At 48.1% G+C, this 13,501-nt stretch carries 9 protein-coding genes; 5 read left to right on the top strand and 4 right to left on the bottom strand.

Annotation, left to right across the window (positions count from 1 at the left end):
• Positions 1–43: 43 nt before the first annotated feature.
• A complete protein-coding gene (locus tag QZN53_RS10490; protein ID WP_163438908.1) occupies positions 44–2,164 on the bottom strand; it encodes a glutamine synthetase III in 2,121 nt (706 codons plus the stop codon).
• Between the two features lie 142 nt (positions 2,165–2,306).
• Positions 2,307–3,560, bottom strand: coding sequence for an FISUMP domain-containing protein (locus QZN53_RS10495; RefSeq protein WP_163438909.1), 1,254 nt, complete (start codon positions 3,558–3,560; stop codon positions 2,307–2,309).
• A 162-nt stretch (positions 3,561–3,722) separates the two neighbouring features.
• On the opposite strand from QZN53_RS10495, the gene QZN53_RS10500 reads away from it, so the two are divergent.
• The 5 genes from QZN53_RS10500 (at position 3,723) to QZN53_RS10520 (ending at position 12,452) form a co-directional block, all read left to right on the top strand.
• Positions 3,723–4,283, top strand: a complete 561-nt coding sequence (locus QZN53_RS10500; protein ID WP_163438910.1) for a DUF1007 family protein — start codon at positions 3,723–3,725, stop codon at positions 4,281–4,283.
• A gap of 13 nt (positions 4,284–4,296) precedes the next feature.
• On the top strand, positions 4,297–5,370 hold the full coding sequence (locus tag QZN53_RS10505; protein WP_163438911.1) for a nickel/cobalt transporter: 1,074 nt from the start codon (positions 4,297–4,299) through the stop codon (positions 5,368–5,370).
• Positions 5,371–5,480: 110 nt separating this feature from the next.
• Entirely contained in the window at positions 5,481–7,148 is a 1,668-nt protein-coding gene (locus QZN53_RS10510; protein ID WP_163438912.1) for an FISUMP domain-containing protein, read from the top strand.
• Positions 7,148–8,971: an FISUMP domain-containing protein gene (locus tag QZN53_RS10515; RefSeq protein WP_163438913.1), complete on the top strand. Its 1,824-nt coding sequence runs from the start codon at positions 7,148–7,150 to the stop codon at positions 8,969–8,971. The genes QZN53_RS10510 and QZN53_RS10515 overlap by 1 nt, the downstream gene beginning before the upstream one ends.
• Position 8,972: 1 nt before the next feature.
• Entirely contained in the window at positions 8,973–12,452 is a 3,480-nt protein-coding gene (locus QZN53_RS10520; protein ID WP_163438914.1) for a hypothetical protein, read from the top strand.
• A gap of 38 nt (positions 12,453–12,490) precedes the next feature.
• Here the strand turns inward: QZN53_RS10520 and QZN53_RS10525 are convergent, their stop codons facing one another.
• Positions 12,491–12,886 (bottom strand): biopolymer transporter ExbD, encoded by a 396-nt coding sequence (locus QZN53_RS10525; protein WP_072809024.1) that lies wholly within the window; start codon positions 12,884–12,886, stop codon positions 12,491–12,493.
• The coding region (locus QZN53_RS10530) for a MotA/TolQ/ExbB proton channel family protein (protein ID WP_294652973.1) at positions 12,887–13,501 on the bottom strand (615 nt) is incomplete at its 5' end.

Raw genomic sequence — 13,501 nt, forward strand, 5'->3', positions numbered from 1 at the left:
AATTGCATTTTGAGGTTCGGATTATTATGAGTAATTTGAGAAATTAGTAGATAAAGAGCATTTCTCTGTACTTCGGCAGCGGCCACTTTTCGTCGGGCACGATGCTTTCGATCTTGTCCACGATAATGCGGAGGTTTGCCATAGCGTCGAGAATGACTTCGTGCTTTTCGCCGAGTGCAACTTCCATCTGGGCGACTGCGGCATCAAGTTCTTTGAGCTTTTCGCCGAGTTCGCGAGCGTAACCGTCAACAGCGTAGAAACCCTGGCCCTTAGCTAACTCGTTGGTCTTCAATGCGTTAGTGTATGCACAGAGTACCTGCGGGAGCACCACGTTCTTCGCGATATCGAATGCAATCTTGCCTTCGATGTGAATCTTCTTGTGGTAATCTTCCATGTTGACTTCGTAACGGGAGTCGAGTTCGCGCTTGTTGAACACGCCGTACTTTTCGAACAGGGCCACATTTTCCTTCTTGTTGAGAGCCTGGAGGGCTTCCATGGTGGTGCGGATGTTCGGGAGGCCGCGCTTGGCTGCTTCTTCGACCCATTCGTCGGTGTAGCCGTTGCCGTTGAAGATAACGCGCTTGTGTTCCTTGACAATCTTCTGCAACAGGTTCTGCAGTTCTTCGTGGAACTTGTCGGCAGGAACATTGGCGAGCTTGTCGGCGATGAGGTCGAAGGCTTCGGCCACGATCGTGTTGAGGATGACGTTCGGTTCGGAGCAGCTCTGGCTAGAACCCGGAGCGCGGAATTCGAACTTGTTGCCGGTGAAGGCGAACGGAGAAGTACGGTTACGGTCGGTAGCGTCGCGCGGGAGCGGCGGGAGAGTGTCAGAACCGAGCTTCAGTGCACCGGCCTGCTTGCTGGACTTCGGATCGCCCTTTTCAAGCTGGTCGATAACGTCGGCGAGCTGGTCGCCGAGGTACATGGAGATGATTGCCGGAGGAGCTTCGTTGGCACCGAGACGGTGGTCGTTACCGGCGCTAGCAACAGCCATACGGAGCAAGTCGGCGTGGGTGTCGACAGCGTAGATGACAGCGCAGAGCGTGGTGAGGAATATGGCGTTCTGGTGCGGGTCCTTGCCCGGGTTCAAGAGGTTGGTCTTGCCGTAGTTCACCGACCAGTTGTTATGCTTGCCGGAACCGTTGATGCCGGCGAACGGCTTTTCGTGCAGCAGGCAAACGAGACCGTGGCGGTCGGCGACCTGGCGGAGCACTTCCATAATCTGCATGTTGTGGTCGCAGGCGAGGTTTACTTCCTCGAACATCGGGGCAAGTTCGAACTGGGCCGGAGCGACTTCGTTGTGGCGGGTCTTGGCCGGAATGCCGAGCTTCCAGAGTTCCTTTTCCACATCGTTCATGAAGTTGATGATGCGTGCCGGAATGCTACCGAAGTAGTGGTCTTCCATCTGCTGGTGCTTTGCCGGAGCGGCACCAAACAGCGTGCGACCGGCCTGGTACAGGTCCGGACGCTGCAGGTAGAAACGCTTGTCAATCAGGAAGTATTCCTGTTCGGCACCGAGAGTGACGGTGACCTTCTGCTGGGCAACGCCGAAGAGACCCATGAGGCGGTCGGCAGACTTCTGGAGGGCCTGAATAGAACGGAGGAGCGGAGTTTTCTTGTCCAAGGCTTCGCCAGTATAGCTACAGAAAGCGGTCGGGATGCAGAGCGTTGCACCGTTGCCGTGACGCTTGATGAAGGCCGGAGAGGTCGGATCCCAGGCGGTGTAGCCGCGGGCTTCGAAAGTGGAACGGAGGCCGCCGCTCGGGAAAGAAGATGCGTCCGGTTCACCGACGATCAGGTTCTTGCCGCTGAAGGCGAGGATTGCCTTGCCGTCTTCGGGTTCGAGGAAGGAGTCGTGCTTTTCGGCGGTGGAACCGGTAAGAGGCTGGAACCAGTGAGTAAAGTGGGTGGCGCCGCGGTCGATAGCCCACTTTTTCATGGCGTGGGCAACTTCGCCAGCGATGCTCGGGTCAAGCGGTGCGCCGCCGTCGATGGTAGCGAAGAGCTTCTTGCAAATGTCTTTGGGAAGATATGCGCGCATGGCCTCGGCGTTGAAGACATCTTCGCCGTAGAAGTCGATGTTTGCGGGTGCTGCGGGAAGGTTGGCACCAGCGTTTTCGCTGGCGATTTCCTTGATAGCTTTTAATCTGTATTCGTTGCTCATGGCAATCTCCTATTATGTTTTTGTTTTCGGTGCCATAAAAGCAAAACGCGTGCCAAAATCAAAAAATGGCGAATTCTTTGCAGAATCGCCAGATTTTCTGTTTTTACAAAAATTCAATCTTTTTCAAAAATTGAAAATTTGTTTATTCATTTACGGAATCTGTAAAACCTGTGTCCGGAGTTTCCGAATCTGTATAGGTCGGCGGCGTGTATCCGTCGTCCTTAATGCAGCGTACAAAGTGATAGTCTTCGTGGCAGAGCATCGCTTCGCAGTAGTCGGTGCCGCCAAAGCGGTAATGCCTGAGTTGCTTGACTTCTACATTGCCGTTTTCGTCGGGCCAAAGCGGGATTTCCTTGGAATCTACGGTCCAGTAAGAGCCAAAAGCGTAAGTCTCGCCGGTTTCTTCGGTGCACTCGCTATCGTAATAGCGGCGGGTGAGCGTCGAAAAGTTCATGCCGTAAGCGTTCGTGGGGTAGAAAAAGACTTCGGCGTCGGTAGAGTACGACTGCGAACCGCTCAGTTTTCCAATTTGGTGAATGGAATAGCGCGGCCTGCGGTAGGCGGTCGAGAACAAGTCGTCGTAAGAGGCCGTAGGTGAAAGATCCGTCAGCAGGTTTGCAAATTCGGTCTGGGTCGGGAGTCGCCAGCCTTCGGGACAAATATTGGATTCGATGTCGGCGGTGGGGTATTCCAGGCCGGCGTCCGTCGGAATCTTTACATTGGGCCTGTTGGCGTCGGTAAAGGGGCGGCTGCCGCTTGTCTTGTAGCGCAAATCCTGGGCCATCCAAATGCGGTCGCCGACGCTGATGGTTCTGTATGTCTGTCCGTCGCGTACGTCGGTCAACTGTGCAAAGTTGGGCTTGTGCGGCAGTCGGGTGAATCCCCAGAACTTGATTAGGGCGATACACACGTCTTGATAAAGCTTGCCTGGGTAAATGTCTTCGATCTCGATGATAATCTTGAATACGTTCTTGAGCGGCTTTTCGAACACGATTACGTCGGCAAGGGGATCTTTGTGCCCGCGCCAATTGGGCTTGGCAAGCGTATGCACCTTGATCAGGTTGTCGGTGGTGTTCTGGTAAATCTTGATGGTCTTTGCGAGGCTGTAATTTGTGTAAGCCGAAGAATCCCGCAAAAAACCGTTATAAAGGGTGATAAGGTCCAAACGCGGGGCTTCTACCAAGAATTCCAAGGTGATGGGCTTGTTCTTGTACTTGGCCCCCCAAACCTGAAAAAACGGATGCACGTGTTTTTTCATGACCATGTTTTCGGGCCTGTACGTAGTCTGGCCAATGTCGGGCAGTGTTGCTGAAGCCTTGATTCCGTTGATAGGGATAGAGGTAATCGCGTGCGATAACGAAGCGGCAACAAGAACGGCAACAAAAAAACGAATCATGCGAGGGCCCAAACTAAAGACGGAGAGAAAATATAAAAACAACTAGTTCTATATATATATGGAATTTTTACGAAAAATGAACAAAAATTGGTAAAATTTTCTTTTATATTTAGGGTGAAATTGAGGGAAACCTTGCGGATGCGATTGTCGTATATTTTACTGTTGCTGGTCGGCTTTGTTACCATGGCCGAGGCGCACCCGCATGTGTTTGCCGATGTGAAGATCAAGGCCGTGTTCGGTCAAAATGGCTTTACGGGTGTTCAAAATCAGTGGAGCTTTGATGAGGTGTACAGTGCGGCTATGCTTGCGTCTGCAGATGCCGATGGCGACGGTAAAATTGCCGGGAAAGAGACTGACGAAATCAAGACTCTAGTGCTAGGCCCTTTGCAGCAAAGCAATTATTACAATTATGTGATGGCAGGAACCAAGTTCTTGCCTGCCGGAAAGATTGAAGGATTTTCGGCAGCAATGAAGAACGGAAAACTGGTGCTTGATTTTAAGGTGGCATTCTCGGTTCCGGTAACTTCGGACTACACGATGCTTGTTATTGTAGTTAGCGATCAGACGAATTACATTCAGATGACTACAGACATGGAAAATGCGGATGTCGATGCGCCTGATGGATTAGATGTTGAGTTCTTTCCTGACGAGGTTCGTGGGTTGACCATATTCCGCGCTTTCAGAAGCGATACGGAAGGACTTTTCTTGAGATTTAAGAAGTGATGACAGGTGTTTTATGAAAAAGTCTATTGTGTTTTTGCTTGTCCTTTTGATTGCGGTGGCGGCTTCGGCGGCTGTCAAGAAAAAACGCTTTGACGTGGGCGGGGGAGATGCGCCTGCCGCGACGGAAGCGACGGTTGAATCGGTGGCGCCTGCGGAAGGTGCTGCCGCTGGTGAAACTGTTGCGCCGGAGACTGCCGCGAAACCTGTTGTTGCGGAATCTGCCGTGGTGCCTGAAAAGCCTGCGGAAAAGACGCGGTCATTTTATACGGTGATTGCGGAGGAACAGAAGGTTCTTCGCGAAAAGTTGACGGCGGCGATTTCGGCGATGAAAAACGGCGACTGGGATGCCATCTGGAAGTTCCTCGCGATTTGCCTTGTGTACGGTATGTTGCACGCGCTTGGTCCCGGACATGGAAAGTCGATTGTGGTCGGATATTTTATTGCGCGTCGTGGTCGCTGGCGGCAGGGTGTTGCGCTTGGCGCAGGCATTACCGTGACGCACACGATGAGTGCGGTCATCTTGTTGCTGATTCTGTATGCGATTTTCAAGGCGACGGTATTCAATGCGTTCGAGACGGGCCGCATCGGTATTGAACGGGCGAGCTATGCACTGATTATGCTCACGGGTGTGCTGCTCGTGGTGCTTGCGATTCGCGACGTGTTCAAGTCGCACAAGGGCTGTGGATGTTCCGCTCGGCTTGAGTCTGCGGAAGGTGTTGTGGCGCAGGATGGGAAATGCGCGGAATCTAAATTGCCGCCGATTGCCCGCTGGCGCGAAATCTTGGGTGTTGCCGCCGTTACGGGAATTGTGCCTTGTCCGGCTGTGGCGTTGATTGTACTATTCTGCCTGCTGAATTCGATGGTGGCGCTTTCGCTCCTGGGTGCGCTTGTCATTTGCATTGGCATGACGATTACGAATGTGGCCTTCGGTATTGCGGCTGTCGCCTTCCGCAAGGGAATTGACAAGGGGAGTGCCCACACCCATATCGCTACAAAAATATACACCGTCGCGACTCTCGCAGGCGGTGTCATTATCTTTATTTCGGGACTGTTGCTGTTTACGAACCAGTTCGCGGGCCGCGTGTAGTAAACTCCGCCTCGTTGGGGCGCCATTTATCCATAAAATACGGCTGTCACATTTGACTTGTGACACGCCGTTTTTTATATATGTCCTAAAATTGAATAAGGGTTAAGGAAATGATAAAGGTTTATTTGGGCCTCCTATCCATTGTATTTCTTCTTGCGGGATGCGGAGGTGACTCCTCATCCAATCCCAGTGAACATTACGAAAGCGTTTCTTCTTTAGGGGAATGCGACGACGATCATCAGGATGACTCTGTCTATGTAAAAAGTATGGATGTCTACATGACATGCCAGGATGGATTCTGGATGGAGTTTACAAACTCTGAAACGGAATCCCGTTCCGACGGTAAGAGTTCATCGAGTTCCAGGAAAAATAACAGCTCTGAAAACGGCTCTGATGACGAAAAAAGCAGTTCCTCTTATGTACACAATCCCCAAAGCATCGATTCTCTTTATGTCGCTGCCGATGACACCTTGTTTTCTCTCAAGTATTTGAAGGACTGCAACAGTTCTCACGAAGGCAGGTATGTATTTGTTATCTCTTTGAATGGTTACCTGGTTTGTAGCGATGGTAAGTGGGTAGAATTCAAACCGCCTGTCCATGTGCCCAGTTCTTCATCAATTGTTGTGGATCCCAAAAACCAGATTGGCGTTAGCGATTTGTCGAATTACTTTGACATTTATAAGGATACCGCTGCTAGCAGCAGTTCTAGCATATACCCTGCCTCGCTTCCCAAGATTTTCAAGGCCGACAGCCTTTTCGGTAAATGCGATGATAGCAATGAGGGTAAAGTTTTCGTTGATTCCGCTCGAGTTATAGAAGTTTCGGCAGACAATCTTTACTATTGCAAAAATCGGGTTTGGGTTGCGGCGACATACTTGGATGCGAATTCCGCTGTACTTGGGGAGGCTCCTGATGGAACGTTTGCTGAAGCGGTGTTCCCGACGCAATATGCAAAGAAAAAAAAGATGTCGACTTATTGCAGTAATGAAATTCCAGGTGGCGAACAGTATGTAATGGATGGATACTGGAGATTGGCCAGTGATTTGGAAACCTGCTTCGGGAAAATGTGTTCCTATGCAAATCGTGATTCCATGTATGATTTTATGGGCTATTGGTACATCTGCCGCAGAGATGGATGGGATGATGCAAACATATTTGAATTGAAAAATCCGAATTTTTTCAATGAGGATGTTAAATACGGCTCCTTGACTGATGAACGTGATGGCCAAGTATACAGGACTGTTGTAATTGACGGTGTTACATGGATGGCTCAGAATTTGAACTACAAGGGTGCCGATAGAGAATTCGGAGTTTGCTACAAAGATGATCCTGCAAACTGCGAAATATCCGGACGCTTCTACAAGTGGGCCGACTACATGAACGCTGCGGATTCTGGCGACGTGCTTACAAATCAAGGCATTTGTCCTGATGGCTGGGAAGTCCCGAGTAAGACTCACTTCGAAAACCTGTTCGACAAATATTCAGCATCTCTTTATTCTCCGATAGCTTGGACTTTTGCCCATGATTCCTATTCGTTTTATTCCAAGCTGAATACTTCTGGATTTACAGCTTTGGGTGGAACCCTAGACAATCCAAAAGACTTTTGGACCGGAGCGAATCGGTTCTGCATAGTTTCTGCAGCCGGAGATTATTACCATTATTATGGGGTGATGGAGACTTTCCTGTCGTCTTCCACAACAATCAAAAAAACAAGTTATGACCAATATTGCAATTTGCGCTGTATAAAAAGCGCTGTCGTGGCGGGGGAGGCTGAATAATGAAAACCCTTAATAAAATTGCCGTTTTGCATATTGCAGTCCTGCTTGCCCTTTCGATGTTCTTCTTTGGGTGCGGAGATGATTCGGTCTCCACAAACAATACTTCAACTCATCAAGAATACGTTAGAACTTTGGAAGACCTGAACGATTACGAATGCACTAGTGCAAGAGAGGGCTTTATCATATTCCTTTCCGAAGAGGAAGGGAGAATGGTTTGCCATTCCAAACGCTGGATTGAATATTCTGAATGGTCTGGCAAATCCAGTTCATCAACAAAGTCGAGTTCGTCAACAAAGTCAAGCTCTTCGGCGAAATCCAGCTCTTCGGCAAAGTCTAGCTCCAGCGCTAGGTCGTCCAGTTCTGGCAGAAATTCCGGCAACGATAGTGCCACCGTTTGCGAAGGGAAAAACGACTGCCTAGGATCGTTCCGTCGCTATTCGGATCTTCCTGACTGTGACAAATCTATGGCAAATAAAACGGGTTATGTAGAGTTCTACGACAGATTCTTTAAATGCTCCGGAACCTTATGGATTGAAGTGTTTGTAGATAATTACAGTAGGGAATGTACTGCCGAGACTCAAGGGATGGGCATTTATGACTCAAAGACGAAGGATACGTTGATTTGTGTAAATGGAGAATGGTACACTATGTATAATTTCTTCATTGGAGAAAGGGGTGTACAAGAGGAGTTTGAAGTATGGAACGAAACTGCATTGGACCATGACATATTCCACTATATAAAGGATGCACGTGATTCTGTCTTTACTCCTTGTACGCCGGCAAAAGAAGGAACTATCATTTATGATATGAGACTGCCGGGGTATTCGAGTAATGGCTACTACCGCTGTAATGAAGGACACTGGTATGTACTTCCCGATTCCGTGGCGGATACGGTTGGTCTCGACAAAGCTCCCGAAGGCTCCTTTACCATTGCCCGTTTTTCCGAGGATACCACCTATGCGCGTCGTAATTTGCCGAAGGAGTGCTTGGTTTACAGCGCAAAATCACCATACCCGGTGTATTATGTGTATGAAGGCGAAGGCTGGCGCAGGGCCACAGCTATAGAAATCTGTAATCTCTACGCTTGCACGGAATCTAAGGAAGGTGAAATATACTATATGCTGGGTTACCGTTTCCGCTGTGAAAATCACGACTGGGTTCAGGATAGTATGTATAATACGCCTAAGGAGGATTTTTTCAATCATTCAGTGACGTATGGCCAGTTGAAGGATCCTCGCGATGGACGCGTTTACAAGACTCTCGATATCGGCGGCAGAACTTGGATGGCCGAAAACCTGAATTACGAAGATGAAACTAAAAACATGGCGAAAAAGAATTTTTGCTTCCGCGGTACGGCTGGTTGCGAAAACTATGGCCGTTATTATGAATGGACTGCTGCCATGAATATTGAATCCAAGTACGATTCAATTGCGGCCCCCGTTTTTTCTAGCGACGAGGAACGCCGCGGAATTTGCCCCGAGGGATGGCATATTCCTGATTCATTGGAATGGCAGGCTTTGAGTAAAAGTTTCTTCTATAAGGAACTGATGTCGGAATATGGCTGGACATTCTCTTGGGGTAGTTTTTATACTACTGCAAATACAGGTTATAATCAAACCGGTTTTTCTGTGGCACCTGTGGGTTACCATAAGTGGGATGCTTTTTATTCTGTGGGAAACGAGGCCTGCTTTGCTACATCTAATCAGATTTCGTCAAAGGAGGCGATGGTTGTTTATTTTATGCAGCCTCAATTCTCTGGGTGGCATGCCGATAAGCAAATCGGTGTATCGGTAAGGTGTGTCAAGAATTTAGGGGAGGAGTAATATGAGAAACATTCTACTTATCTGCTTATTTCTGCTGCTTGCCTGGGGGAATTCTTTGGCGGCTCCAGTCGCCTGGAATGTCAAACCAGCAAAGAGTTTCTTTAAAGGAAATGGATCTTCGGGCGACCCCTATGTTATTTCCACGGTGGAAGAGTTTGCGCTTATGGCGGCATACTCCACGGACTCGACAAAAAGAGGCCGTTCCTATATACTGGAAACGGATATTGTAATCAACGAAGGCAATGCCGCGAATTGGGGAACCAAGCCTCCCAAATACAAATGGATTTCTTTAGGAGATTCCTCGAGGGAAGCTTCTGTGTATTTGGATGGAAATGGACATACCATTAGCGGCCTCTATGTGAATTCCGAAGAGGATTACCAGGGGCTATTCGGTAAGTTGAATGGTGATGTCCGGAATCTGAATGTCGTTAATTCTTTTATCAAGGGTGGCGACTATGTTGGTGCTATTGCCGGACATGCCTATGGATTTATTGGGGTCTACAACGTGTTCGCGGATGCTATTGTGGAAGGGTATGATTTTGTTGGTGGCATTGTAGGTCGGCCATATGGTGATGGCTTTGCTGATGGCGGAGGAGTTTCTTATGCTGTATTCAAGGGCTCTGTAAAGGGTCATTCCTACGTGGGAGGAATTTTCTCTGTAGGAAATGCTTTCTATAGTGAGTCGGCTAGTTCCTCTTATTGTGACAACTATGGTTCTGTTGTTGGCACAGGAGAGTATGTAGGTGGTATTTTTGGATTGTTTATGATAGATGTGGCTCATGCCGGCCTTTACAAGTTGAGAAATTTCGGCGCCGTTTCTGGAAATAAATACGTTGGTGGCATTGGTGGTCAATTGTATCTAGATAGAGACCCCGATTCGTACTCGTTTAATTTTTCGTATTTGCGAAATATGGGTGAAATTTTTGGGGGCTCCTATGTAGGAGGTCTTTTCGGAAATTATTACACAGGACGTTCCCGTAGTGGACACGCCATTAAGAATTCGTATAATGCGGGCCGAGTCAAGGGAAACAACTATGTGCATCCTCTGTTTACCCATGATAATTGGCAGGGTTACGATAATTACTCCATCAGTCAAAACTCGTACAGCTTTGCTGAAACCTATAAAGGTGACCTTGTGCTGGTTGACGAACGAAAGACTATGGAGGAACTGAATGATTATGCGGACTCCTTGGGGGCGTATTACATTCCCGATACTGGTGCTACAAAGTTGAATAACGGATATCCGATTTTAATTGAAGAGAATAAGAATTTTAAGTACCTGGAGGGTTCTGGTACTTCAAGTGATCCGTATTTAATTGGCAGCATGAACGATTTGGCCATATTTGGTAAGCATGCTCGCGCCATTGCAAATAACCACTACAAGCAAACGGCTGACATTGTGTATGATACCTCGCGAAACTGGGTGCCTCTCGAGTTGGATGGACTCTACTATGATGGTGATGGACATAAAATCACGAATCTAAAATCCGTTTGGCCTAAAAATCGCGCAGGTTTTATCGATTCCGTAATTGCCCCCATTACCGTCAAAAATTTGGAACTTGCCAATGTGCATATCGATGGTCATTATGGGGCCGGAGCATTGGCTGCTTATGCGGAAAATGTTAATCTTTCCAATATAAAAGTATCTGGAACTGTTGTAGCCCGGAGAATGGATGGTTTTTATTCTTCGTATGGGTATGCGGGTGGTGTTATTGGGCGGGTTTCCAAAGGAGTCATAGATGGTGCTGTAAATTATGCTGATGTGACAAGTCCGGAATATGCGGGGGGTATTTACGGAAAAGGATATATTAACGTTTTTCATTCAACGAATTACGGAAACATTAAATCGCAGGATCGCGCAGGTGGAATAACTGGCACCGGCGGAGACATGCTTTTTGTCAAGAATTATGGCAATATTCAGGGAAGTAACGACGCTGGAGGAATTTCGGTTGCCGCCTCTGTCGTTGGAGGCTTTAACCGTGGAGAAGTCAGGGGTGTTGTGGTAGGAGGTGTTGTCGCCTATCCATCGACTCTGAGTTATGTTTATAACACAGGAAACGTCATTACGGATAGCCTTGATGTTGGCGGAATGATTTTGAGCGGAGTTGCTTCGAATGAAAGGTTTGTGAACCATGCCTATTATGAAAAGAAGGGAAATCTTGGATTGTCAGGCTCAAACAATACGTCTAACATAACCTTTACAGATACCGCAAGCTTTACCCAAAAGCAGTTCAAGGAAAAAGATATCATCAAAAAAATGGGAATCTTTTTTGCGTACGATGAAAAGGGTGAAAATGACGGATATCCTGTTTTTTATGAAGGCTTCAAAGGTGAAGGAACTCCTGAATCGCCGTACCTGATTTCCTCGAAGGAAGAACTGCTTAGACTGTCTTCTTTTATGAATAATCCCGCTATGAATTTTTATTACAATACAAAAAATTACAGACTTACAAAAGATATCGTATTTGAAAGTTCTGATAGCTGGGAGGCGATAGGTAATTATTTGATTCGGTTTGAAGGTGAGTTCGATGGTGACAATCATGTTGTTGCTGGACTTAATATGGACGTAACTGACAAGACGAATAAAAAAGCGTCTCTTTTCGGCTTTGTCGCAGGAACCATCAAGAATTTGGGCGTGGAAAATTCAACGTTTGTCGGAGATACGGCGAGCGCAATTGTTGCGGTTCTTGAAGGCGGTGTTGTCAAGAATTGCTGGAATAGAAATTCCGAAGTAAATGGTAAGAAGATTGCCGGTGGTGTTGTTGCAAAAGCAGAAGATGGCTATGTCATAGACAGAGTGTTTAACACTGGGACTGTAAGGACTGTAGACGGAGGTACCGATGTGGGCGGAATCGTAGGTCGTGCCATGAGTACGTGGCGTTATCGTGACACTATTTCTAATAGTTTTAACGTAGGCAAAGTTCAGGTGAATGACCTCAGCAATGGCTCCTTGTCGTCGCTAATCGGCTATTATTCTGCACCAGACAGCTTGACTTTGAAAAAGGTTTATACAATTTCAACGGTAAAAGCAAAAGATAGTCGTGATTATTGTAAAGAATTCGGTGTGAATGTTTTCTACTTGCAGGTTGATTCTCTAGACACCAATGGTTTTACTCAGGAATTCATGAAGTCTAAAGAATTTGTGGAACTTCTGGGACCGGAATTTGTGTATGATTCTGCAAAGGTAAATAACGGTTATCCGATACTCGCCAATAGCAAGGCCCTGTTCAAAAAAACTCCTGGTGCGAATGACGAGCCTAAGATTGCCAAGAATATCCCGTTGTACAATGTTGCTGCAAGCCATGGTTCGATTGCCATTTCGGGCTTGGCCGGCAACGAGAAGGTCGCTGTTGTAAAGGTCAATGGAAAGGCCGCTTGGATCGGCCGTGCCACGGGAGCCGAGCTTATGGTACACGTGGATTCACCCGGCATCTATTTCGTCAAAGTGAAGTCAATGGTGGCCAAGGTCTTGGTCCGCTAAAAACAAATTTCCCCGGAGCACGCCTTCTGCAAATGGCTTTATTCCGCGCTTTCCATCTCGTTGATCAGCTGGATATTGTACAGCTTTTGCACCTGTAAAATATCGAGGATAACGGCGATGCGTTCATAAGTTGTTCCCTTGTCGATCTTGATGGCGACAGGGGATTTCTTATTCTGCACCGTTGCGGCCTTTTCGCGGAGTTCGTCGGGTGTGCCTCGTTGGCCGTTAAAGGCGAGTTCTGTCTCGGAAAGCTCGATGTACAGGCCCTCGGGCGTGTCGCGCTTGGTTTCGGTCTGCGTTTCGGGCAGAATCAGCTTGAGCACCGATTCGTCTTGCTTGAACACCGATGTCACCAAAAAGAACACCAACAGCAAGAAGACGCAGTCGATGAGCGGCGTCATGTCGGGGCGGATTCGGCGGGTGCGCTTGGCCATTTATGCATCCTCGTTTGCGGAATCGGCGCTCTGAGAACGAATGTGGTCCTTTTCCTTGAGAATGCGGCCCAGCTGCAAAAGTACATCGTTTTCTACGTTGTCCTGCTCCGATTCCATGCTGGCATTCAAGTAGTTGAACGCGATGACGTGCGGAATGGCGACCACAAGGCCAATCACCGTCGTAATGAGGGCGAGCTTGATGCCTGTGGCGAATGCACCTGCGTCAGAAAGGCCCGAAACGGCGATGACGCTGAAGGCGTTGAAAATGCCGAACACGGTTCCCAAAAGGCCGAGCAATGGAGAAATGCTGGCGATATTTTCAATCGTGGTCATGCCCTTCTGCAGCGGCGAGAAGGCGAGCGCAATTTCGGTGCGGATACTTTCCATAATGATGTGGTGGTCGGTATTGTGACTTACCACGCGGTGCAGGATTTTGGACGGAAGGCGCTTGCGGATGCTCCTGTTAAAGAGAATCAGCGAAATGATTTTCCATACGATGATGGAATAACCGACGAAATTCATCGCTACGAGTACGTAGGCGATAACGCCGCCCTGTTGAATAAAGTCTAAGATGTAGTTCATGTTTATGTCATTCCGGCCTCCGAGCCGGAATCT

Source organism: uncultured Fibrobacter sp. (genome assembly GCF_900316465.1).
Lineage (GTDB): Bacteria > Fibrobacterota > Fibrobacteria > Fibrobacterales > Fibrobacteraceae > Fibrobacter.